This window comes from Thauera sedimentorum (assembly GCF_014489115.1).
In the GTDB taxonomy this organism is placed as follows: Bacteria; Pseudomonadota; Gammaproteobacteria; order Burkholderiales; family Rhodocyclaceae; genus Pseudothauera; species Pseudothauera sedimentorum.
In genome coordinates, this window is record NZ_JACTAH010000001.1 from 1685563 (window position 1) to 1709755 (window position 24193).

Annotated in this window: 16 protein-coding genes and 4 tRNA genes; 7 read left to right on the forward strand and 13 right to left on the reverse strand. The window is 65.5% G+C overall.

Features of this window, described 5'->3' with window-relative positions:
• The first annotated feature begins 66 nt into the window (after nt 1-66).
• Together IAI53_RS07650 and IAI53_RS07655 are read left to right on the forward strand one after the other, a co-directional pair.
• A complete protein-coding gene (locus tag IAI53_RS07650) occupies nt 67-954 on the forward strand; it encodes a coiled-coil domain-containing protein (protein ID WP_187717520.1) in 888 nt (295 codons plus the stop codon).
• A gap of 2 nt (nt 955-956) precedes the next feature.
• A complete protein-coding gene (locus tag IAI53_RS07655) occupies nt 957-4859 on the forward strand; it encodes a tape measure protein (RefSeq protein ID WP_187717521.1) in 3903 nt (1300 codons plus the stop codon).
• Nucleotides 4860-4888: 29 nt separating this feature from the next.
• Here the strand turns inward: IAI53_RS07655 and IAI53_RS07660 are convergent, their stop codons facing one another.
• The 5 genes from IAI53_RS07660 to IAI53_RS07680 all read right to left on the reverse strand — a co-directional run bounded on the left by IAI53_RS07660 (nt 4889) and on the right by IAI53_RS07680 (nt 8573).
• Nucleotides 4889-5704 (reverse strand): hypothetical protein, encoded by an 816-nt coding sequence (locus tag IAI53_RS07660; protein ID WP_187717522.1) that lies wholly within the window; start codon nt 5702-5704, stop codon nt 4889-4891.
• 56 nt (nt 5705-5760) lie between these two features.
• Nucleotides 5761-5845: transfer RNA gene (locus IAI53_RS07665), tRNA-Leu, on the reverse strand.
• Between the two features lie 406 nt (nt 5846-6251).
• Nucleotides 6252-6395 (reverse strand): hypothetical protein, encoded by a 144-nt coding sequence (locus tag IAI53_RS07670; protein WP_187717523.1) that lies wholly within the window; start codon nt 6393-6395, stop codon nt 6252-6254.
• A 205-nt stretch (nt 6396-6600) separates the two neighbouring features.
• Entirely contained in the window at nt 6601-7458 is an 858-nt protein-coding gene (gene fghA / locus IAI53_RS07675) for an S-formylglutathione hydrolase (protein WP_285891453.1), read from the reverse strand.
• A gap of 2 nt (nt 7459-7460) precedes the next feature.
• A complete protein-coding gene (locus IAI53_RS07680; protein WP_187717524.1) occupies nt 7461-8573 on the reverse strand; it encodes an S-(hydroxymethyl)glutathione dehydrogenase/class III alcohol dehydrogenase in 1113 nt (370 codons plus the stop codon).
• A gap of 113 nt (nt 8574-8686) precedes the next feature.
• On the opposite strand from IAI53_RS07680, the gene IAI53_RS07685 reads away from it, so the two are divergent.
• Nucleotides 8687-9601 carry a LysR substrate-binding domain-containing protein gene (locus IAI53_RS07685; protein WP_187717525.1) on the forward strand — a complete coding sequence of 305 codons (915 nt, stop codon included), beginning with the start codon at nt 8687-8689 and terminating at the stop codon, nt 9599-9601.
• Between the two features lie 200 nt (nt 9602-9801).
• On the forward strand, nt 9802-10266 hold the full coding sequence (locus IAI53_RS07690) for a DUF1178 family protein (RefSeq protein WP_187717526.1): 465 nt from the start codon (nt 9802-9804) through the stop codon (nt 10264-10266).
• Nucleotides 10267-10305: 39 nt separating this feature from the next.
• Here the strand turns inward: IAI53_RS07690 and IAI53_RS07695 are convergent, their stop codons facing one another.
• Nucleotides 10306-11508, reverse strand: coding sequence for an alkaline phosphatase family protein (locus tag IAI53_RS07695; RefSeq protein WP_187717527.1), 1203 nt, complete (start codon nt 11506-11508; stop codon nt 10306-10308).
• A 60-nt stretch (nt 11509-11568) separates the two neighbouring features.
• Nucleotides 11569-11644: transfer RNA gene (locus IAI53_RS07700), tRNA-Gly, on the reverse strand.
• A 232-nt stretch (nt 11645-11876) separates the two neighbouring features.
• Between IAI53_RS07700 and def the strand changes: the two genes are divergently transcribed.
• Nucleotides 11877-12413, forward strand: a complete 537-nt coding sequence (def, locus tag IAI53_RS07705) for a peptide deformylase (protein ID WP_187717528.1) — start codon at nt 11877-11879, stop codon at nt 12411-12413.
• A gap of 103 nt (nt 12414-12516) precedes the next feature.
• Here the strand turns inward: def and IAI53_RS07710 are convergent, their stop codons facing one another.
• A complete protein-coding gene (locus tag IAI53_RS07710; protein ID WP_225433172.1) occupies nt 12517-15210 on the reverse strand; it encodes a cation-translocating P-type ATPase in 2694 nt (897 codons plus the stop codon).
• A gap of 235 nt (nt 15211-15445) precedes the next feature.
• Between IAI53_RS07710 and IAI53_RS07715 the strand changes: the two genes are divergently transcribed.
• Nucleotides 15446-15592: a hypothetical protein gene (locus IAI53_RS07715; RefSeq protein ID WP_187717529.1), complete on the forward strand. Its 147-nt coding sequence runs from the start codon at nt 15446-15448 to the stop codon at nt 15590-15592.
• A 27-nt stretch (nt 15593-15619) separates the two neighbouring features.
• Nucleotides 15620-17023: a 3'-5' exonuclease family protein gene (locus tag IAI53_RS07720; RefSeq protein WP_187717530.1), complete on the forward strand. Its 1404-nt coding sequence runs from the start codon at nt 15620-15622 to the stop codon at nt 17021-17023.
• A 343-nt stretch (nt 17024-17366) separates the two neighbouring features.
• On the opposite strand, the gene IAI53_RS07725 is transcribed toward IAI53_RS07720, so the two are convergent.
• The 5 genes from IAI53_RS07725 to pgsA form a co-directional block, all read right to left on the reverse strand.
• Entirely contained in the window at nt 17367-21371 is a 4005-nt protein-coding gene (locus IAI53_RS07725) for a DUF4365 domain-containing protein (protein ID WP_187717531.1), read from the reverse strand.
• A 545-nt stretch (nt 21372-21916) separates the two neighbouring features.
• Entirely contained in the window at nt 21917-23113 is a 1197-nt protein-coding gene (locus tag IAI53_RS07730; RefSeq protein WP_187717532.1) for an RtcB family protein, read from the reverse strand.
• A gap of 231 nt (nt 23114-23344) precedes the next feature.
• Nucleotides 23345-23418, reverse strand: a tRNA-Cys gene (locus IAI53_RS07735).
• Nucleotides 23419-23492: 74 nt separating this feature from the next.
• Nucleotides 23493-23568 (reverse strand) — tRNA-Gly (locus tag IAI53_RS07740).
• 37 nt (nt 23569-23605) lie between these two features.
• Nucleotides 23606-24193, reverse strand: a complete 588-nt coding sequence (gene pgsA, locus IAI53_RS07745; protein ID WP_187717533.1) for a CDP-diacylglycerol--glycerol-3-phosphate 3-phosphatidyltransferase — start codon at nt 24191-24193, stop codon at nt 23606-23608.

A 24193-nucleotide genomic window follows, 5' to 3' on the forward strand; every position in this document is an offset into this window, starting at 1 on the left:
ATTCGTCTACAGGCGACAACCTCCCCACCCCGCCATGATGCACTTACCAACAATGAGGACATCGACATGGCGACATCCATCAAGACCCGCATCGAAGCCCTGCAGCGCGAACACGACGCGGCAGTGGCCGAGGTGGCCGACCTCGAAGCGAAGATCTCCGCGCTGGAAGCCGAGCGGGCCAGCATCAAACTTCCGACGGGCGGCCACACCTCGCAGGTCACCGAACCTGAGCGGCGCTTCTCGGCACTGGGCGGGCAGATCGAGACTGCGCGTTCGCGTGTCAATGATCTGACCCGGGACACGATCGCGGGTCTGCAAAAGCGCATGGCGTACCTTCGCAAGGTCGAGTCGTGCGGCCGCGACATGGACGCCGCCCGCACTGATTACGCGGCAGCAAAGAGTGAGATCGCCACCATCGCAGCGCGCCACACTCAGGTTCAGAACCGGCTGGCGGCGATGCAGGCGGAACAGGACACGGCTGCCGCACAGTTTGACGAAGCCGAACAGATCGCCGCGCAGGCCTACGCGCAAAGCGTCGCCGAAGGCAACGAGCGCGCGATGCAGGAAGCCGACGCCCGCCTGAAGGACGCTCAAGAGGCGCGCGCCGTCTTCGATCAGCAGGTCCGCCGCCAGCAGGCGGTGATCGACGCACTGAACGCCGAACTCACCCGACTCGAAGGCGATGAACGTGAAGCTGAGGCCCGCGCGGACGACGCCCGCAAGGCATTCGGCGCCGCGGTTCAACTCAGGTACGCCGCGCAGTGGGACGCCGCTGTCGATCAACTCGAGATTGCGGGTGCCCGGCTTGCCGCCGCCGTAAGCCTCGCAGGCGGCAGCACCTACTATCTGTTCCGCGAGCTCAAGGTTCAGCGCCGGGAGCCCGGTATGCCTGATCTGTACGGCGAGCGCATCCTTCGCCAGGGCGAAGAGCTCGAACTGCCCGAGTCGCTCTGACCATGGCGCTGGTCAGCACCAATGAAGTCGGACTGGCGCTCTCGGCGAAAGTCGAGGGCACCAGTTCGATTCGCTCGCTCTCCGAACAACTGGCCGCCGCGGCCGAGCACGCCGGTGAAGCCTCCCCCCAGCTGAAGGCACTTGCCGCAGAAGTCGCCGCGCTCGATTCCCAGCAGGGCGCCGTCGAAACGCTCATCGCCTTGAAGCGCGAAACGGCCGTGCTCGGGCGCGAGATGGGGGCGGCGCAGGGCAACATCGATGCGCTGGCGACGAGCCTCGACGAGGCACGGACCAATGCGGCCGCGGCCGCCGAAGGGCAGGCCGATGCCGCCGCCCGGCTGGCCTCGGCGCGTAGCCGCTACGCCGAACTGAAGGACGCGGTTGCCGGCGCCAAGGCCGAGCTCAAAACGGCCCGCGCCAAGTTCCGTGAAAGCGGTGGTGCCACGGACGAGTACGCCCAGCAGGTACTGGCCGCGCGAGACAAACTCGCCAGCTATCGCGCCGAACTGAAGACTGCCCGCACCAGTGTCGGTGAGCTGTCGGCCGAGCATCGCGCCGCCGGCAAGGCCGCCCGGGAAGCGGCCAGCGTCGAAAAGACGCTCGCGCGCGAGTACGACCAGACCATCGCCGGCGCGCGGCGCCTGTCGGCCGAACTCGGCGCGAAGAACCGCGTCATGCAGGCGACGAGCAGTTTCCTGAAGGAAGCCGGCGTGAACACCCGAGCGCTGGGCGACGAGCAGAAGCGCCTTGCGGCTGCGGCCGACGACCTGAGCGGCCGGATCACCAACATCCAGCGAGCCGCATCCCGCGGCGCCCAAGGCATCGATGCCATGGGCCGCGAAGCGCAGGAAGCACAGGGGGCGATGACCGCCCTGGGCGGCGCAACCGACAGCCTGCAGATCAAGCTCTCGGGCGTCGCAAAGGCGGTGGCGGGCGTGTTCGCCATCGGCCAGGTGAAGGGCTACATCGGCGACATGATTGGCGTGGCCGACGCCTACGGTCAGATGGCCGAGCGCATCGGCATGGCCACCGCCAGCAGCGAAGAGTACGACCTGGTGCAGCGGCGCCTGCTCGACACCGCGAACACCGTCTATCGCCCGCTCGCCGAAGCGCAGGAACTCTACATCCGCACGGCCGACGCCCTGCGCAGCATGCACTACAGCACCGAGCAGGCGCTGGACATCACCGATTCGTTCTCCTACCTGCTCGCCACCAACGCCGCCAACGCTGAGAAGGCCGCCTCGGCGGTCAATGCCTACTCGAAGGCGGTGCAGTCGGGCAAGATCGACGCCGACGCTTGGCAGAGCATCCTCGCCTCGATGCCCACGGTCGTCGATGCGGTCGCCACCGCCACCGGCAAGAGCGCCGAGGAAATCCGCAAGCTCGGCGTGACCGGAAAGCTGGCGCTGGCCGACCTGAACGAAGGCTTGCGCCAGACGGTGGACACCAACCGCCAGGCCACCGAGGGCATGAGTACGACCGTCACCGATGCGCTCACCAAGCTGAGCAACACCTGGCAGGTGTACATCGGCGAGGCCAACCGGGCGAGCGGCGCAACCGAGCAGATCGCGGGGCTGATCGACATGGTCAGCGACAACCTCGACGAGCTGGTCACGGTGGCTACCCGTGCCGGGGAGGTCATGGTGGCGGTGTTCGCCATGAAGGCCGTGCGCGCGGTGCAGGCCTTCGGCGCGGCGCAGCTTGCCGCCGTGGGCACGGTTCAGGCTCTCACCACCGCCACGAATGCGCAGGCAGCCGCTGCGGCTTCCTCCGCCCGAGGGCTGAATCTGGCCGCGGCTGCGACAGGCCTGCTCGCTGGCGCAGGCAAGGCTGCCACCGCCCCGATGATTGCCCTGACTGGCACCATCACGACCGCCACCGCGGCGATCTGGGCCAAGGTGCGTGCGCTGGGCGCGCTGCGCGTGGCGATGATCAGTTCCGGGGTGGGCGCCCTGGTGGTCGGGATTGGCACTCTCATCGGCAAGTTCACCGAAGGCAAGGCCCATGCTGATGAGCTCGGCGCGGCGGTAGACCAGGCGCTCGACCAGCCCGAGGACAAGGTCACCCCACAACTGCGCCTGCTCGCCACCGAGGCGGAAGGCGCCCGCTTCCAGCTCGCCGAGGTGCAACGGCAGTTTCAAGGCATCAACACCGATGCCGCCAGCACGGCTTCGGAGCTCAAGAAGGTCGTCGAGGCCGCGGACATTGGCAGTGCGGACGGCATCAGCAGGCTGTCGGCCGACCTCGCGCTGCTGAAGGAGTCCGCGTACGCCACCGGCGAGCAAATCGACTCGGCCCTGCGTGATCGCCTTGCCCAGCTCACGACCAAGGAATTGCGCGAGTTCGCCATTCAGGCCGAGATGGCCTTCAGCCAGGGTCACTTCGGCGCCGAGGCACTGGCCCGCATCAACGACCAGGTGCTCGCGGCGAGCTTCGCCCGGCTGGGCATCAACGCCGCGCAGGCGCTGGGGCAAGTCAGCCCGGCCGCGCAGGAAGCGATCGACGGGGTCGACGGCATCGTCCTGGCCTTGGAGCGCACCGGCGCCAGCGCCGAGCAGACAGGCGCGGCCGTCGAGGCTGCCATCGGGCAGGCGCTGGCCAAGGCCGATAGCACTGCGGCGCTCGACGCCCTCATTGCCAAGGTCGAGGCGATGGGCCGCGCCGGCATCCTCTCCGCCGACCAGGTAGCCACCGCGCTGGACCGGATCAAGGGCAAGTCCGACGAGCTGACGCCCGGCATCAACAGCGTGGGCGAAGCACTCAAGCGCCTGGGCATCACCTCCGACGCCGAACTGAAGAAGACCGCCGCGGGCCTGCGCGAAGCCTATGAGGCGGTCGTGAAGCTCGGTGGCTCCACCCGCGAGCAGGCCGATGCCTTCCGCCACTACGCGGAAGCGGCCATTGCCGCCAACGGTGGTGTAGCCGACAGCGCCCTTGCGGCACAAGCTGCGCAACATGGGCTCAGCATCAAGGCGAACGAATCGGGCAAGGCGATCGTCAGCAGCATGACCGAGGCGGCCAGGGCCACCAGCGAGGTGGGCGACGCTGGCACGGAAGTAGCGGCCGGGTTGAGCGAAGCCGCCGCCGCAGCCAAGTCGATCGCCACCGAGGCTAAGGCCGCCGCAACCGCCGCCAAAGATGCCGCCGAATCGTTGGTCGACGCCGCCCGGCGTCACAACGACGCTGTGAGCGGTGTATCGGTGCCCTGGCTACAGGGCGCTGCAGCGGCCAGCCGATATGCCGACGAGGCGGGCCGCGCCGCACAGCGAGCAGCGGATGCGGCCAGCGCCACTGGGCTGGGAATGCGCTCTGTCGCCCATTCGATCCAGATGGGCCGACTGGCCGCACAAGAGTTCATCGAGACGATGGAGACGCTTGATCGCCGCCAGGCCGATCTCACCCAAGGCGCCAGCGACGGCGTCGAGGATCTGCGCCTGCGCCTGCTCGAACTGGAAGGAACCGAAGAGGAAGTCGACCGCGCCCGAGCTGAACGTGACAGGGCCGCACGGGAACGGCAGATCGCCCTGCTACAGATCGAAATCGAAAGGGCGAAGGTGCGGGGCGACACTGAGGAAGCGGCACGCCTTCAGCGCGATATCGGCTACCTGAAGGAACAGATCGCCCTGCTGGGCAAGATCGAGGCCGCAGAAACGCGGCGCCGGGTCGCGGCGCAGAAGCGCCAGGCTACGGAGTCCGGCAGTTCCGCGATCTCTGACGCCCCGCGGAGCGGCAACTCCGGTTCGACCTCGCCCGGGGCGATCTCCACGGCTCCTGCTTCAGTGCACCGAGTTTCAATCACGCTGGGCAGGAGAAGTGTCGGAGTCGATACTGTCTCTTTAAGAGACGCCAACACCCTTGTCGATATTCTGAAGGAACTAGAGGGCGCCGCAGCGGTGGCTTCATAGCCGCACGCGAACGCCGGACTTCACACCGACTACTCACTAACTACTTCGCCGCTTCTGGGCTTCGCAGCTTCTGAGATGCGATTGACCAAGCGCAGAAACCTCTCGAGCGCATCGGCCGCAAAGGACTGGACTTGGTCGTACGGAAGAATGAGAAGTGCCGTTTTCAGGATCATGAAAACTCGTCGCTGACGGTCGGCAAGGAACTCATGGTTCAAAGTGCTGACTCGCGGATATCCCTTCTCTCCGGCGTAGAGAATCCGATTCCTCAAGTTCGCTTCGGCCTTCAAGAACCGCAGCGTGTCTGAATAGCCCGTTGATTGCAGCAGCATCTGAATGCTACGCGACAAATCTGGAAATCCTTCCCCTTCACCTTCACGCAGCTGAAACTCAAGCGGCGGGACGGGCGCCGCAACTAGTTGCTCAGCGTCGCCATCTAGCAGGATCCCGACGACAAGACGATCCACTCCATCGACCTTCTTGATCGCCAGGCCGATCCTACGAACGCCGTCGAATTTGAATTCAGCCATGTGGTGCAAGAGAATCCGTAGAAACGGCGTGACAGCTTGCTTCTGCACATGATCGCGTGGGTTCAGAAAGTGCGCATTCGGGTAGTGCTTCGCTAAGAGCGCCCGCATCAACCCTGAGGCCGCCTCCTCTTCTGCTGTTATTCCTCGGAACATCGCCATTGCTGGATCCAAGTCCTGAATCAGCAATGCGCGTCTAAGATGCTCGATAGCGGATCGGAAGCAATGCCGAGCGAAACTTGGTGGCGCGGCATCGAGAAGCGCGAGTACCTTACGTTCATCCTCGGTCAGCCGCAGTTCTGGAAGGTTCGTGGAGCTCATGCAACGAGATTAACGTTAGCCGCGAACTATGACCACTCCATGCACCGTAATAGCGCTGGTGCCCGGGACGGGACTCGAACCCGTAAGCCTATCGGCGGTGGATTTTAAGTCCACTATGGTTACCAATTTCATCACCCGGGCGGCGTCGGGATTGTACCTTCCCACCTTCCGCCACGTGCGTAAATCGTGCGTAACATCTGACCACGCCGCGGCACCTTGAGTCACACAAGAGCGCAACCGCACACCACGCAAGATGATGATTCGTATGGTGTGGCGTTGTGTGTTCGCGTGCTGTATCGTGCGCCCCTTGACTTAAAATCCGCCGGCGCAAGCCTTACGGGTTCGAGTCCCGTCCCGGGCACCATCGCTCAGCGAGCGCACCAACGAACCACGCCTAGCGCGTGGTTTTCTTCTTGCTGGCCGGCTGTGGTCCGGGCGCATCCGCCTCGCCATCACGCCCGCGGGATGATCGGCCGGTGTTCATCCGGTCAACCAGCACCTTCTCGCACAGCTTGAAGCCCAGGTAGAACGCCGCGGCCAGGTACCCCTACAACGCCAGGCCGGCGAGCTGGTGCAGGGCGCCCTCGGCGACGACCGTAACGCCGCAGCGGTTGAGTAACTCGAAATTCGCCATCAGCGTCTGCACGAGGTCGACCGACACCAGGCCGAAGAGCACGAAGAAGACGTCCATCAGCACAAAGGTCAGCAGCCAGCATCCACACAGGAAACGATAGCGCCGGCTGGGGCCATGCCGCATGGAGTCCGGAGAGTTTCCTCGCCCAGATCTAGTTTTGCCCGCCGGGCCCGTCGGTCGGGATGCGCCGCGGTGGATACCGCGGGTAGACGACGCTGTCGCCACCCGCGGAACGTGCAGGTCGAAGGGCTCGACCTTCCGCCTAGCCGATGAGGGCCGCGGCATGATGGCGCAGATGGTCCTCGATGAAGCTCGCGATGAAGTAGTAGCTGTGGTCGTACCCGGGCTGCAGGCGCAAGTTCAGCGGATGTCCCGCAGCCTCGCAGGTGCGGGCCAGGACCTCGGGTTTCAGTTGCTCGTCGAGGAAGGAGTCGGCAGTTCCCTGGTCGACCAGGATCGGCAGCACCTCGCCCTGCCCTGCATTGCGGGTAATCAGCTCGCAGGCATCCCAATCGCGCCACGCGGCCTGATCCTCACCGAGATAACGTGAAAACGCCTTGTGTCCCCACGGGCAGCTGGTCGGGTTGCCAATCGGCGCGAAAACCGACACCGACCGGTAGCGCCCCGGATTGCGCAGCGCGCAGATCAGCGCGCCGTGTCCGCCCATCGAATGGCCGGAGATGCCGCGCCGCTCATCGACCGGCAGGTGCGCCTCGACCAGCGCCGGCAACTCACAGGTAACGTAGGTGTACATGCGGTAGTGGCGGTCGTAGGGCGCCTGCGTGGCGTCCACGTAGAAGCCGGCACCGTGGCCGAAATCCCACGCGCCCTCGGGGTCGCCGGGCACATCATCGCCACGCGGACTGGTATCGGGCGCAACCAGCGCCATGCCGAGCTCGGCCGCCACGCGCTGCGCGCCGGCCTTCTGCATGAAGTTCTCGTCCGTGCAGGTGAGCCCCGACAGCCAGTAGAGCGCCGGTACCGGGCCGTGTTCGGCCTGCGGCGGCAGGTAGACGGCAAAGACCATGTCGCAGCCGAGCGTCTGCGAGCGGTGCCGGTAGCGGCGGTGCCAGCCGCCGAACGCCCGGTTCGCGGCAATCTGTTCCAGAATCGCGCTCATGGTCAGAAGCTGATCACGGTACGGATGCTCTTGCCCTCGTGCATCAGCTCGAAGGCTTCGTTGATCTGCTCCAGCGGCAGCTTGTGGGTGATGAAGGTGTCGAGCGGAATCTCCCCACGCTGCGCCTTCTGCACATAGCTCGGCAACTCGGTGCGCCCCTTCACGCCGCCAAACGCACTGCCGCGCCAGACCCGCCCGGTGACGAGCTGGAAAGGCCGCGTGCTGATCTCCTGGCCCGCACCAGCCACGCCGATGATGGTCGATTCGCCCCAGCCCTTGTGGCAGCACTCCAGCGCCGCGCGCATCAGCTTGACGTTGCCCACGCACTCGAAGGAGTAATCGACGCCGCCGTCGGTCATGTCGACGATCACCTCCTGGATCGGCTTGTCGTGATCCTGCGGATTCACGAACTCGGTCGCGCCCAGTTGCCGGGCGATCTCGAATTTGGCCGGATTGATGTCGACGCCGATGATGCGCGAAGCCTTGGCCATCTTGGCGCCGATGATCGCCGCCAGGCCAATGCCGCCCAGGCCGAAGATCGCAACCGTCGCGCCTTCCTCGACCTTGGCGGTATTGAGCACCGCGCCAATACCGGTGGTGACCCCGCAGCCCAGCAGGCAAACCTTTTCGAGCGGCGCATCCTTGGGGATCTTGGCGAGCGAGATCTCCGGCACCACGGTGTATTCGGAGAAGGTCGACGTGCCCATGTAGTGGTAGATAGGCTGGCCCTGGTAGGAGAAGCGCGTGGTGCCATCGGGCATCAGCCCCTTGCCCTGGGTCGCACGCACCGCCTGGCACAGGTTGGTCTTCCCCGACTTGCAGAACTTGCATTCGCGGCATTCGGCCGTGTACAGCGGGATGACGTGGTCGCCGACTTCGAGCGAGCTCACGCCCTCACCCACTGCTTCGACAATGCCGCCGCCCTCGTGGCCGAGGATCGCCGGAAAGATGCCTTCCGGATCGTCCCCGGACAACGTGAACGCATCGGTGTGACACACGCCAGTGGCAACGATGCGCACCAGCACCTCGCCCTTCTTCGGCGGCTCGACGTCGACTTCGACGATGCGGAGCGGTTCTTTCGGCCCAAAGGCCACGGCGGCACGCGACTTGATCATGAGGAGGCTCTCTGCAGGAGGGGGAATCGTCCTATTGTAGGAAATTCGTGCGCACGGATAATTGCCATCCGTGCAATTCATTACTGCCATTCGGCAACAATCGGACGCTTCAGATGAACCGTTGGGAGGGCATCGACGCCTTTGTCTCCGTGGCCGAAAGCGGCCGCTTCGCCACCGCGGCCGCCCTGCTGGGGGTATCGACCTCGCACGTCAGCCGCCTCATCGCCCGCCTGGAAGAGCGCCTGCAGACCCGCCTGTTCTACCGCAGCACGCGGCAGGTCCGGCTCACCGAGACCGGACGCACCTTCCTCGCCCACTGCCAGCGCCTGCAGGACGGCTTCGACGAGGCGCTGCATGCGGTGCAGGATCTGGAGGGCGCGCCCAAGGGGCTGTTGCGCATGACTTGCGCGCTCACCTATGGCGAGCGCTTCGTCGTGCCGCTGGTGAATGAATTCATCGCCCGCCATCCCCAGTTGCGCGTCGAGATCGAACTCACCAACCGTACGCTGGACATCGTGCAGGAAGGCTTCGATCTGGCGGTGCGACTGGGTCGCCTTTCCGACTCGCGTCTGACGGCCACACGCCTGGCGCCACGTGTCATGCACCTGTGCGCGGCCCCCGCCTACCTGGCCCGGCGAGGAGTCCCGACGACCCTGGACGATCTCACCCAGCACGACTGCCTGATCGGCACCTCCGACACGTGGGCGTTCCAGTCGGAGGGCAGCGTAAGGACGCTGCGCGTCAGCGGGCGCTGGCGCTGCAACAGCGGCCAGGCGGTGCTCGACGCGGCCTTGCGCGGCTTCGGCCTGTGCCAGTTACCCGATTACTACGTGCGCGAACCGCTCGGCGACGGCCGTCTCCAGGCGCTGCTGCCCGACCTGCAACCGCCGGACACCGCCGTGTGGGCCGTGTTTCCGGCCCAGCGCCACCGCTCCCCCAAAGTACGCCTGCTCGTCGACCATCTGCGTGACGGACTGGCCAAGCGCCAGGAATACCAGGGGCGCGCGACCCCACATTCGCCGGAGTGATCGTCGGCACGGACAAGCCTTGTCACTGCAACCCTCCGGATACCCACGTAAGCGCACACTTTCAACACCCTCTGCCGGGTTCCCACGGCAGGCTATAATCCGCCGCCTTGGCCGCCCCGTCTGCAGCGGTCGTGCGGAAACCGGGCACCCGGCGGATGAACGCCGGTCTGAGAGGAAGCGGACGTTCTGGAGGCAGACGCGTGATTGTGTTCAATCTGGGTTGCGACAAGGACCACCGGTTCGAGGGCTGGTTCGCATCGGCAGACGCCTTCGACAACCAGCGCGCGCGCGGTCTGGTGACGTGCCCGGTCTGCGGCTCCTCGGCGGTCTCTCGGCTGCCATCCGCACCCTACGTGGTCACCCGCCAGCAACAGCGGGCGAACGACGCCGAGAACACGGCAACGGCTCCGACCATCGCCCCTGCCACCCCACCAGCGCCCTCGTCCGTGACCCCCGAGGCGGCGGCAGTGATGGCGCTGCTGCGCCGCATGGCGCGCGAATCCGAAGACGTGGGCGAACGCTTCCCCGAAGAAGCGCGCCGCATCCATTACGGCGATGCGGAATCCCGCAGCATCCGTGGACAGGCCGACCGCAACGACCTTGAAGAGCTGATCGAGGAAGGGATCATGGTGCTGCCGGTGCCCGACGAGGAAGACCTGCACTGAGGCGATCCGCCGCCGCGCCCTTGCCCGTCTCGCAGCGCTTCAGGCGCAACGAGCCCGGATCAGCGGTATCCACATCTCATCCGCACTCAGGCCGCCATGCACACCGATCAGTTCGTGCGCGCTCTCGCCCGGCACGCGGTCGGACACCGTCCAGCCGCGCTCCATCAGCAAGGCATGCGTCCCCACCCGCTCGGCCAGGCGCTTGTGGCGCGCGCCATGGCCGAACAACCCCTCCTCCACCAACTCGGCAGAGCGGCGCAGCACGCCCCTGCCCGGCAGCGCCTCGCGCGCCCAGGCCTCGAACTCCGCCTCCGCGCCCGCCCGCACCTGGCAGAAGGCGGCCCGCCGTTCGCCGAACAGCGGCGCGGCCAGCATGGCCGCGACTCGCGGGCTGGCGTCGATGCGCATGCGGCGCTCGCGGGGGTTGTCGATGAATCCGTGGTCGGCGCTCACCAGCACCTCGGTACCGCTGCCGGCTAGGCCGTCCAGCAGCTTGCCGAAGGCCTTGTCGATGCGGGCGAACTCTTCGAGCACCGGCGCCGACCGGGAGCCGTAGCGGTGGCTGAGTCCGTCGAAGCGGTCGTGGTAGGCATAGACATATCCGCCACCGGCGCGCCGCAAGGCGTGCGCTGCATCGACCGCATGCGCCGCCAGTTCGTCCGCACCGCGATGCGCCACGATGCGTGCGCCGCGCGCGTGCCGCTGCGAGAACTCCGACCAGGCGATATGCCGCGGCGCGAGCACGACACAAGGCTTGCGGGCCTGCTGATACAGGTTGGGATAGGGAAACAGCCGGGACTGCAGATAGGGGCCGCGCAAGGCGCCACCGTCACGCCGCTCCAGCGGCAAGGGGGCCAGAACGCCGCCGAAGCGCGGCTCGTGGATGAACCAGCCGGTCAGGCCGTGGGCGCGGGGTGCCAACCCGGTCATCACCGTGGTGATTGCGCTGGCGGTGGTTGAGGGGAACACGCTGGTCAGCCGCCCCCTGCGATGGGCCAGCAAGGCGCTGCCGGCGCCGAAGCGCTGCAGGAAGCCGTCGCCCAGCCCATCCACCAGCCAGAACACCAGCACGTCGCCGGGGCGCTGCGGGGCCTCGTCCGCCCCCAGCCAGGGCAGGCCGTCATGGCTGCCGGCCAGCCAGCGCCGCACGCCGGCGATCAGGCCATGGAGCCCGCCCCGGCCGTAGTCGGGACGCACGGCCCCGGCGGGCAGCTTGCGGAAGGAACGCAGGTCACCGGACATGATGGGCGTCGTCCAAAGCAATCGGGGGCAAGGTGTAGTCACCTTGCCCCCGATCATGTCTGGAGCGGGAAACGAGTCTCGAACTCGCGACCTCAACCTTGGCAAGGTTGCGCTCTACCAACTGAGCTATTCCCGCGTTGTCTGTCGTGCGGTGCGTTGCGCGACGGGGGCGAACTATACCGCTGTTCGCGGGGCGATGCAACAGCCCGGAGGGGCTTATTCGATGCTTTTCGCGCGGATGGTCGACGGCCCGTCCGGCGCCGCAATTCGCAGACCGCTTTTCGCCCGCCGGACGATCATGTACAAAGCACTGCCGGCGCCGGAACGTGCGCGCCTCGAAGCTCGGCACTGCGGGAGGAGGTGAAACCATGGCCGTCAGAACCTTGTTGAAGATGGGCGATCCGCGCCTGCTGCTGCCGGCCGAGCCGGTGCGCGATTTCGGCTCGCCGGCACTGGCCGACCTGCTTGCCGACATGTTCGACACCATGGCCGCTGCCGGCGGTGTGGGCCTGGCTGCACCGCAGATCGGCGTGGGGCTGCAGGTGGTGATCTTCGGCTTCGAGCGCAGCGAGCGCTACCCCGACGCCCCGCCGGTGCCCCGCACGGTGCTGCTGAACCCCGAGATCACCCCGCTTGAGGACACGCTGGAAGACGGCTGGGAAGGCTGCCTCTCGGTGCCCGGCCTGCGCGGCGTGGTGCCGCGCTATCGGCGCATCCGCTACCGCGGCTTCGATGCCGCGGGCCAGGCGCTGGAACGCGAGGCGGAAGGCTTCCACGCCCGCGTGGTGCAGCACGAATGCGATCACCTGAACGGCCTGCTCTACCCCATGCGCATCAGCGACATGAGCCGCTTCGGCTTCACCGATGCGCTGTTTCCGGAAATCGAGTCCGGGGCGGCCGGGTAGCGGGCAGGCTTGTCCGCCCCTGACGGCGGCATGTGCGTGGGGGCGCCCTGGCCGCGATGCGTTCCGCGGGGAAATGGTCGCCGTATCGCGGCCAAGGCCGCTCCTACAGGAAGGGCGTGCGGGACTCGCGCCGGACGAAGAACCTGACCAGCAGCTTGCGCAATTCCTCCAGCAGCAGCACGCTGGAAGCCACCGCGGTGGCCACCAGCCAGTCCAGTGGGGTGAGCGCCACGGTGTCGAACACCGCCTGGGCCGGCGTCCAATGGACCACCACCACCTGCAGCAGCACCACCCCCAACAGGGCGAGCCAGAGCTTGCCGTTGCTGAAGAACTGCCGGTTGAAGGCGCTGCGCTGCTCGTTGCGGGCGTTGAAGATGTTGAAGAACTGGAACAGCACGAAGGTGGTGAAGGCCAGCGTCATCGCCCGTGCGGCGTCTCCGGCGCCGAGCGCCCACGCATACGCGCCCAGCGTGCCGGCGGCCATGGTCAGGCCGTAGAGGGCGATGCGCCACATGCGCTGCCAGGACAGGATGGCCTCATCCCCGGCGCGCGGCGGCTGGCGCATGATGCCGGGACGCGCAGGCTCCGCGCCCAGCGTCATGGCAGGCGGACCGTCCATGATGATGTTGACCCACAGGATCTGCACCGCGGTGAACGGCGTAGCCAGCCCGAGGAAGGGTGCACCCAGCACGGTGAGGATGGCGCCGATGTTGGTGGACAGCTGGAAGCGCACGAACTTGACGATGTTCTCGTAGATCGTCCGCCCCTCGCGCACCGCGCGCACGATGGAGGCAAAGTTGTCGTCGGTGAGCACCAGCGTGGCCGCCTCCTTGGTGACCTCGGTGCCGGTGATGCCCATGGCCACGCCGATGTCGGCGCTCTTGAGGGCCGGCGCGTCGTTGACGCCGTCGCCGGTCATCGCCACCACGTGGCCGCGACGCTGCAGCGACTCGACGATGCGCAGCTTGTGTTCCGGGGCTACGCGTGCGAACACCGCGCTGCGCTCGACCAACGCGGCGGTGGCCTCGGGGTCGAGCCCGTCCAGTTCGCGCCCTTCGTGCACTTCGCCGGCCAGCCCCAGTTCGCGGCCGATCGCCGCGGCGGTCAGCGGATGGTCGCCGGTGATCATCTTCACCCGCAGCCCGGCTCCATGGCACTGCGCGATCGCCTCGCGCGCCTCCGGGCGCGGCGGATCGATGATGCCGACCAGCCCGCACAGCGTGAGCGCCTGCACCCAGTCCATCAGCTCGCCCTCGGGGTCGAACTGCTCCGCGGGGATGCGCCGCCCGGCCAGCGCCAGCACGCGCATCGCTTCGCCGGCCAGCGCGCGGTTCTCGTCCAGCAGACGCTCGCGTGCTGGCGCATCGAGCGCAGTCTCGCCCTCCCCGCCCAGCACACCGGTAGCGCGGGCAAGCAGCACGTCCGGCGCGCCCTTGACGCACATTTGCACCACGCCGCCGTCGTGGTGGAAGGTGGCCATGAACTTGTGCGCCGAATCGAAGGGGATCTCGGCGATCCGCGGGGTACGCGCCGCCTGCCGCGCCGGGTCGATGCCGCCCTTGACGGCCAGCGCCAGCAGCGCGCCTTCGGTCGGGTCGCCGACGAGTTCGCCGTCGCGCAGGCGCGCATCGGCACACAGCGCGGCGGTCAGCAGCACCGGCCGCAGATCGCCCGTTTCGCCGCCGTCGGCAGCAAGGATGCGCCCGGCCGCAGCGTAGCCTTCGCCTTCCACAGCCAGGCGCCGGCCGCGGGCGTAGAGGGCGCGCGCGGTCATCTGGTTGAGGGTCAGGGTGCCGGTCTTGTCCGAGCAGATCACCGTGGTGCAGCCCAGGGTTTCCACCGCGGCCAGCTTCTTGACGATCACGTTGCGCCGGGCCATGCGGTGCATGCCCAGCGCCAGGGTCACGGTCACCACCGCCGGCAGGCCTTCCGGGATGGCGGCCACGGCCAGCGCGATCGCGGTCATCGCGGTGGTGAGCAGGTCGTCGCCGCGCATCACTCCGGCCACGAACATCAGCCCGACGACGACCGCCGCGATCAGCGCCAGCCGCTTACCCAGCACGTCGAGCTGCTGCTGCAGCGGCGTTGCGGACTCCGCGGTTTCCGCCAGCAGGCCAGCCAGCCGCCCCATCTCGGTCGCCATGCCGGTGGCGGTCACCACCGCCTCGATCCGCCCGCGGGTGACTACGGTGTTCATGAACATCATGTCGTCGCGTTCGGCCAGCGGCGCATCCTCAGGCACCGCCCGGGGCGTCTTGCCCACCGCCTGCGACTCGCCGGTCAGCGCCGCTTCGGCCACCTCGGCGCCGTGCGCCTGGATGACCCGCGCATCGGCCGGAACGCGGTCGCCCGCCTCCAGCAGCAGCACGTCGCCCGGTACGAGCTCTTCGACCGGCACCACCCTGGGTTCGCCCGTGCGGCGCACCCGCGCGCTGGGTGCGAGCATGTTCCTGAGGGCGGCCAGCGCGTTCTCCGCGCGATGCTCCTGAAAGAAGCCGAGCGCCGCGTTGAGCAGCACCACGCAGGCGATCACCGCGGCATCCTTGAGATCGCCGATCAAACCGGCAAGCAGCGCCGCGCCCAGCAGGATGACGATCAGCACGCTGCGGAACTGGTCCAGGAACTTCAGCCACGCCGGCCGCCTGGGTTTCTCCGCCAGGCGGTTTGGTCCGTGCTGCTGGAGGCGAACAGCCACCTGCGCATCGTCCAGGCCCCGCGACGGTTCGACATCCAGCGCCGCGCAGGACTGTTCGACGGATTCGGCGTGCCAGTTTACGGTGATCGACATCTTGCTCATGACCGAATTGTCTCAGGCTCCCATCGGGCAATGTAAGCCTTGCCCGCACGCGAGCGCGAGACTGGAGTTTGAGTAAGCATGAGAACTATAATTACGTACAGTTTTGTGCGCCCATCCTGCCTCCATGACCGCTCCCTACCGCATCCGCCCTGCACTCGTTGAGTTTGCCGCGCCGGCCCGTTCGGCATTGTGTGCATCCTTGCAGGCACGGTTGCCACTTCTGGAACTCAAGCGCGTGCCTGCGCGTCTGGAGACGGTGCTCGATGAGCTCGGTGCCTTGTGTCAGACGCGCGGCGACGGCGCGCTGATGCTCTCGATTCCGCTGGCAAACGACGACGAGCTGCATGCCCTGGTGCGCCCGGGTGCCTGGGCCTGGCGCTAGTACGACTGCGTTCTCCGACCTACGACCATGTTCCACGGCTGCACCTGCCTGTCCGACGGCCTGGCCTTTGTCGACATCGAAACCACGGGCGGCCCGGCACAGCGGGCCTCGATCACCGAAATTGCCGTGGTGGAGGTCGACGATAGTGGCGTGCGCCAGTGGTCCACCCTGGTGCAGCCGCAGATGCGTATCCCGGAGCACATCGAGCGCCTGACGGGTATCAGCAATGCCATGGTAGCGAACGCGCCCCGCTTCGAAGCCATTGCCGACGAGCTCTTCGACCGCCTCGATGGCCGCATTTTCGTGGCCCACAACGCGCGCTTCGATCACGGCCACATCAAGGCGGCCTTCCGGCGCATGGGGGTCACCCTGCGCCCGCGGGTGCTTTGCACCGTGAAGCTCTCACGGCGACTCTTCCCGCAGGAGCGTCGCCACAGTCTGGACCACCTGATTGCCCGCCATCGGCTGGAGGTGTTGAGCCGTCATCGGGCACTGGGCGATGCCCTGGCCCTGTGGCAGTTCTGGCAGCGGCTGCATGATCACTTTCCGGCGGGGCAGATCGAGGCCGTTGCCCGGGAGCTCATCGGTCGCCCCGCCCTGCCCCCGTATCTCGATCCGGCCGAGGTCGATGCCCTGCCCGATGCGCCCGGGGTGTACCTGTTCTACGGCGAGAACGACATCCCGCTCTACATCGGCAAGAGCACGCGGCTGCGCAGCCGCGTGCTCTCCCATTTCAGTGCCGACCATGAGAGCGACCGCGAGCTGAGCCTGAGCCAGCAGGTTCGCCGCATCGACCATGTGCGCACCGCGGGCGAGTTTGGCGCATTACTGGAAGAGGCCCGCCTCATCAAACGCCTGCAACCCATCCTCAACCGCCAGCTGCGCCGCAACCGCGAACTCTGTGCCTGGCGCTTCGAGCAGGATCTGGCCGGCGACGCCGGTTTGAGTCTGGTGCAAGCGAGCGAGATCGATTTCCGGGCGCCGGGACGGCTCTACGGGTTCTTCCGCAACCGGCGCGACGCCCAGCAGCGCCTGCGCAGCCTGTGCGCCGAACACGCCCTGTGCCCGCCACTGCTCGGTCTGGAAAAACACACCCCCGGACGCTGCTTCACCCACCAGCTCAAACGCTGCCACGGTGCCTGCCTGGGCCTGGAGTCGTACGAGAAACATGTGGCGCGCATGGAGACTGCGCTGGCAAGCCTCAGGATCGAAGCCTGGCCCTACGCGGGGCCAATCGGGCTACGCGAAGGCGAGGTGCTGCATGTCGTGCAGGACTGGGGGTACTACGGCACGGTTAATAGCCCTGCGGAAGTGCCGGCACTCATCGCCCAGGGGCGTGCGGCGTTTGACTTCGATATCTACAAGCTGCTGGTACGCGGGGTGAAGCGCTTGCCGGTCGTGGTACCGGCAGAGATCATCGAGAAAGGTTGATCGGGTGAAGCATGCGGCGGCTCCTCGGCCGGAGCGGCCGGCCAGAGGCCGCCAAATGAGCGGCGGCAATGCACCTTGCACCGGCCATTGCGGTTACGCGGAATGATCGGCAGCAATCGGTCGCCGTCGAGAGACGCCCATACCGCCCGATTGCGGCCGCACGCCGCCCCGTACTGAACTGACGCAGCCCCAACTGCATGCGAACCAGCTGCATTCGGACCTTCTCGGTATCGTGACCAGCTAGCACGCTGTTCATGTTGTCGCGCGCCGGCGGTGGCTAACGCAAGAGCTTAGCGGTGCGTCGCCCACGCGGCGGCACACGCGCCGGACAACATAGAAGGTGTCACGTTCTTGGTCGCTCAGCGCGCACGGCTAACTCGGTATATGCCGCGTTGTATGCATCGGAGAAGGTGTCATACGGCGCGGTTCCCGCCTCGAATCCCGCCAGGATCCACGCGCGTAGCGGCGACTGTTTTTCCATCACTTTCGCGTCGATCTCGACCGAGCGACGCGCGAGTTCGCGATAGGCCTGTGTCTCGGCCGCTTCGTCCATGCGATCACCGAACTCCAGCTCGACTAGTTGCACGAAAACCTGTATCAACCGGCGGTGAGCCTCCGGCTTCGCCTTGGCGCCGGATCCCACCCAATTCGCGGCCACAGCCAGCGTGAGAGCGACCAACAGCGTGAGCGGCGGACGCGGTGCATCGTGGCGGATTTTCGCCTTCAAGAACCACACGCCCGCGAAAGAGGCCACGACCACGGCGGGAACGGACGGCTCATTGACTAAGTCTCGCAGTACGGCGGCGACGTGGTTGAAATTGCGGTTGAAGTCTGCACGGAAATCCCACATGCCGGAGGCGATTGACATGAAGTCCTCGTCGCCCTGCAGTCTCCCGACCCCCTCGAAGATGTTTCGGGCTGCGATGGCGCCTTGCGGAACGATCGCAAGCTGGTGTTTTAGCAGAATCACTGCTCCGACGTTCCAAGCGCACAGCTTCGCGACGGCTCTTGCAGCCCTCGCCCGATCAATGATCTCTCTTTCTTCCAGCGCTTCGAGCAGATCGAGTGTGCTCATGGAGTCCCGCGCCGCGGTTTCCCCTAGGCTCCAGACGCGGAAGATGAGATCGTCTGAATACAGGAAGTAACCACCTGCGGTGCACAGGGCCTTGATTTCTTGTCCCGATACCGGGATGCCTTTCCCGGCTTCGACCTCTTCCTCATCATGCGACTGCACGATGGGCTGCGCAATCTGCCTGAGCTTCTCGCGCAGCCGGCTTTGAAGATCCAAGCACTTGTCTCGCGAGGGACAGCCCGAGAACACTTGGCAAAGCGTCCAAAGCTCCGCAAGAGTGCTCTGCGCAATCGCGACTGTCGTAAACTGCGCAAAGAGGGCGTCGAGTAGGTCCAAGTCGAGCAAAACGAACAGCGTTGTCAAGTCGACCAACGGGGTCTTGCCCCGCAGATCGGCCGCGCGCTTGGGTTTCCAATCTGCGGTTTCCATGACGAGATGAAACTGCTTGTCGTCGGCGGTGACCCGCTTCGACACTTCCCACAAGTGCAGCTGATCTCTTATGTTCGGAAATGCGATTTTCGCGCGCCAAGCAAAAGGAATAGGCAGCTTCCCGTCCCGCATCTCGCGCTCCATGCGCACCTGCGCCCGCTGCCTGTCATCCGTGACGCCGCTGATCTCTTTGAGCCGCTGCAACAGTTCGTCCGCTGAGGCGTTGCCGACGTCGATTCGCCGCAAGACCTTGGAATCCGGAAATCGCTCGAAGAAAGCGTTCGTGCGCTCGCCAATCTCCTTCTGTTTGTCGGGGCTCAGAGCGCCGTTGCTGGTGCTTGTTCCAACAAGCATCATTGCGAGAAACAAGCCTTCCTCGACCTCATTGTTGGGATCGACGAGTTCGCCCATCCGAACGGCCAAGTCGACCAAGCGTGGATCGTGCGGACTCTTGGTTTGCACCAGGTTGAACAGGAGGCGGATGCAATCGCGCCTCTGCGCGTCGGAGCCCGCGGTGTCGAGAATCTGCTCGGCCGCAACGAGCGCTTCGTCGAAGAGACCGCAGCGGAGCATGATGTTCACATATGTATTGAGTGCAAGGCTGTCGGCGATGCCGCCTTCAAGCATGCGCTTTAGGACGTGCCGAGCGCCCTCGGTGTTGCCAAGGCGGTCCAGCGCGAGGCCCCTAAACGCTACCAAGCGAGGATTGCCATCGAACTCGCGATCAGCTTCATCGCAGAGCTGCAGAAGCTCGTTCCATTTTCTGAGCGTGATCAGTGCCATGCCAAGGCGCACCGACATGCCTGGTGCCAACCGGCTATGTGTCCTCAGCTCCCTGGCCACATCGAGAAGCATGGGCGCTTGCGTCTCATTAGCCGGATCGATCTCCTCGAAGAGGGTGATCGCCGTCGGCATCGGCCTTCCGAGATCCTCGTGGCGCTTCGCCAGCGTGTTCAGAGCATCGGTGGCGCTTAGAGGGCTCTTCGCGACGGATAGGTGGTAATCGAGGACTGCGGCGTGAGGGCGCAGGTTATCGTCGGATTCGAGCAGCTGCGACCACGACTTCACAAGGTCTTCGCGAGCCATGTCGTGTGCCGCCCGCGCGGCAAGCACCAGAACCGCTCCGAAAAGCTGGTGGTCGCGGGACAGCGTGGGGAGCTCCTGCTCCGTCAGCGCGACGCATCCGCGCCGCTGTTTCCCCACCTCGTAGAGGAACGCGATCCTGCGCAAGATCTGCGTGTCGCTGCGTTCCAGCCTTCTGTTGGCTTCCAGCGCGACATCGAACTGCCCGCACTGAGCAGCGATTACTTCCAAAGAAGCGTTCAAAGCCTGCGACGCCGGTTGCTTCTGTACCGCTGAGTGCAGGATCGTCAACGCTTCCTTCTGCCTGCCCAGCATGGCCGCGCACGCGGCCAGTATATCGGCGACAAACTCAGAGTTGCTCGCCCAGCCGATCTCGTCCATCGACCCGACTGCCGCGAGGATGTCGCTCCATGCTTGCCTCAGGAGCCCAGCATCCACACCGGGCGGACCGGAAGACGGAACGATCTCCCCCTCGATCTCTCTGGTTGCTGCCCCAAGAGCCTTATGACAATTGCCGCGGGCCTTGAGGATCTGAAACAGCAGGCGCGACGAATCGGAGCACTGCGGGTCCGCCAGCCCCGCATCACAGGCCGCCAACGCAGCGTCCCACTTGCCGTTCATGGTCTCGACCACCGCAAGTCCGGCCATGCTCTCGGCGCCGGAGAATTGCGCCAGTACAGCGCGAGCTTCGTCGGGCTTGTGGCTGGCAGCTAGCAGCCTCGCCTTGGCGGCGGCGAGCACCGCATCCATGGCTTCCGGCAACTGCGCAAGCGCGTCGGAAAAGTCGAGAACTGTGATGTTTGCGTCGTTCGGGTCGTAGCGTCGGCGTATCTCGCTCTCGGCCCAGCCTGCCCAGTGCTTGCTCTGACCAGTCGTCTGCGCAGCGATTAGCAAAGCCGCGCTGGCAGCCTCGTCGTTGCCGCTCAGCATAGCCTGACGGCCCCTGAGAAAGTAATACTCGCCCAGCTCGAGGTCCACAGCCCCCTCCAGCTTCGCCTCCGCGCGATTCAAAACGGCGATTGCTTTGTCCACTTTCCCGGTTTTCAGCAGCCTGGCTGCGTCCATCAAGTCCGCGGCTAACGTGCCCGCCTCCGGCTTCGGCCAATGTTCGCTCGCCGGCGCCGCTACCGCTTCCAAAAAGGCGGCGCTGCGTTTGTTGAAGCCTTCGGCTAGATCGTGCACGACCTCGACGCGTTGCTCGGGCTCCAGTTCTGGGCGCAAGTCGGCGACCCGCACATCCAACGCGTGCCCAGCTTCTGCCAACTCATTGGCGTTCCGGACGTCCGGCAGTAAGTCCAGCTCGTAGGAGAGTTGATTGGCAGTGGGAACTCGCAGGCTGGCCTTCTCCTGCTCGAGATCCAAGCTGTCGACGTCGATGCGTCGAAGTTCCTCGCGTACCCAAACGTAGTAGAGCGGACACTGGCGAGGGTCTGAGTTCGCGCTGAGGTCGCAGACGACCAGCAGAATCGGTTCCGCGATGTTGCGGTAGTAGCGCAAGGTAGAGGCGGATAAGGGGATGGAGATGGATTTGTCGGCGTCGATGAGCGTCGGGCTCTTGGTTCCTTTCAGCTGCAATCGGAAGATCGCGGCTGCTTGGCTCTGAACTTTCAGCTGAATCTGAAAATCGAGGCCATAGTCGTCGGTTCCTCCCAAGTCCTTGGGTGTAACCCAGTTCTTCGGGGCATTCGTATGCAGGCATCGAGTTGCGTCCTGTCCGATCTCTTGCGACTCTCCGATTCCCGGAAGCCCCTCCTCGTGCGCCATTGCGGCCCCCTATTTATTGCTACACGTTTCGCCACATGCATTCCGGCGCATCAACTCAGCCGCGGCACTTCTGCCCTAGTGCCGCTTCGGTCGGGCTGTGTTAGCGCGGCCGGTACACGGCGGTTTCATGTAGGCGCTTCAGGCGGCCGCCGCGTGGCTATGATACCCGTCGTCTCAGCTATCCGGTCCTGGCCGATAGTACGCGGTGAGCATTCTTCCGGAAAGCGGTCCATGGCCGTGGAACAACTATCAGACTCCGACCAAGAGCACCAAGGAGTCTGATACGAAGCCCTGCGAGAATCGGGAGCCCGGGAACGAGGGCAAGCTCATCAGCCAAAACGCGCCGCTGGAATAATTGAGGTCCGCTCAGGGTCAAGTCGTGCTCTATTGCCCGAGTGAGCGCCGCCGTTGAGGGCCGAAGCGCACTAGACGACAGCAGTAGAGCAGACCGCAGCCCTTCGGCCTGCTGGACCTGAACGGCCGCTCAGGCCGATCAGCCGCCATCAGAGCTTCCGTGACACAGCCGACCTTGACCTCGCAGCCCCCTACCCCTTGACGCACACCACCTGCTTCAAGGTATGCAGGATCTCGGTCAGATCGCGCTGGTTGGCCATCACTTCATCGATGTCCTTGTACGCACCCGGAATCTCATCGACCACACCTTTGTCCTTACGGCAGATCACCCCTTCGGTCTGCCGCGCGAGATCGGCCTCGGTGAAGCGTTTGGTCGCCGCCGTGCGGCTCATCCGCCGGCCCGCCCCGTGCGCGCTGGAACAAAAGCTCTCGGGATTGCCCTTGCCGCGCACGATATAGCTGCATGCGCCCATGCTGCCGGGGACGATGCCCAGGTCGCCCTGCCCTGCGCGGATCGCTCCCTTGCGCGTCACCCACACGTCGGCACCGAAGTGGTGCTCGCGGGCAACGTAGTTGTGGTGGCAGTTCACCGCTTCGGTGGTGACGGAGAACGCCGGCAGATGGCGCGCCAGTCCCGCGAGCACCAGATCGAGCATGGCCTGGCGGTTGGCCATCGCGTACGCCTGCGCCCAGTGCACCGCTTCGACGTAGTCGGCAAAGTATTCGCTGCCTTCCCGGAAGTAGGCCAGATCACGATCCGGTAGCTGGATCATGTGGCGCGCCATGTCCTTCCTCGCCAACTCGATGAAATAGCTGGCGATGGCGTTGCCAATACCCCGGCTGCCCGAATGCAGCATCACCCAGACCTGATTCGCTTCATCCAGGCAAACCTCGATGAAGTGATTGCCACCGCCGAGCGTGCCCATCTGGTTCGCCCACCTGGAGAACTTGCCGAAGGTCTTGAGCAGTTGCGGATGACGCTCCGTCAGAGCCTTGAGGCCGGGCTCGAAGGGGCGTACCGCCTCGACCAGAACGCGATTGTCGTCATGCTGAGCGCGGCCGACCGGTACATCACGGGTAATCTGGTCGAACACCTTCCTTAGGCGCTTCTCATCGATGTCGTTCGCGGTGAGCGACAGGCGCGCGGCGACCATGCCACAGCCGATGTCGACGCCGACTGCGGCCGGGATGATGGCCTGATGGGTGGCGATGACCGAACCGATGGTGGCGCCAATGCCCAGATGCACGTCGGGCATGGCGGCAACGTGGTGATGGACGAATGGCAAGCTGGCAATGTTCGCCAGCTGCGCCTTCGAGCCTTCGTCGATGTCGTCGGTCCAGATCCTGACCGGTACATTCGGGGAATGGAGCTCCTGCCTGATCGGCATTGCGTCACCTTCTTGGGCAGCCAGCCTACTGCCCCACCATGTCAATGATGAATTTGGCGCCGCAACAACCGCGTCCTCAGGGGCATGCAGACACATGCGTGGAGACGGCCGTTCCGGCCTTTCGGGCCAAGCCAGGCCGGTACAGATCAGCCTCTTGAGACCCCATTAGAGCGGATTTCGGACAACAAAAAACCCGCCGGAGCGGGTTTCTGAAGTTGCTGCTTGTCTTCTTGGAGGCGCGACTCGGAATCGAACCGGGGTACACGGCTTTGCAGGCCGCTGCATAACCACTCTGCCATCGCGCCGTTGTACTGGACGGCTGGCCCGACTGCCTCCATCGGGTCGTGCCGGATCCGGCAAATCGCCAGACCCTGGAATCTGGAGCGGGAAACGAGTCTCGAACTCGCGACCTCAACCTTGGCAAGGTTGCGCTCTACCAACTGAGCTATTCCCGCTGGAAAGACCGCCATTATAGACGGCGAATTCATTCTGTCAACCGCCTTTCTGCTCTCCACCGTGGGCCCGCAGCAAGGGCATGGCCCGGTGCAGATAATAGCCCATGGACCACAGGGTCAGGGCCGCAGCCACGTAGATCAGCACACGACCGAGGCCGTTCATGTCGATACCCAGGAAGGGCGCGTTGAACAGCAGCATGGGAATCGCGGTCATCTGCGCGGCGGTCTTGAGCTTGCCGACGTAGGCCACCGCGACGCTGGCCGACTGGCCGACCTGCGCCATCCATTCCCTGAGCGCCGAGATGGTGATCTCCCGGCCGATGATGATGACCGCGATCAGCGCGTCTACGCGGCCGAGTTGTACCAGCAGGATCAGCGCGGCGGCCACCATGAGCTTGTCGGCCACCGGGTCGAGGAAGGCGCCGAAGGCGGAGGTCTGCTGCAGGCTGCGCGCGAGGTAGCCGTCGAACCAGTCGGTGACCGCGGCGATGATGAAGATCGCGGTGGACACGAGATTCTTCTGCCCGACCGAAAACACGCTGTCCGGCAGGTAGAACACGCCGACGAACAACGGAATGAGCGCGATGCGCCCCCAGGTGAGGGTGTTGGGTATGTTGAAAGGCAT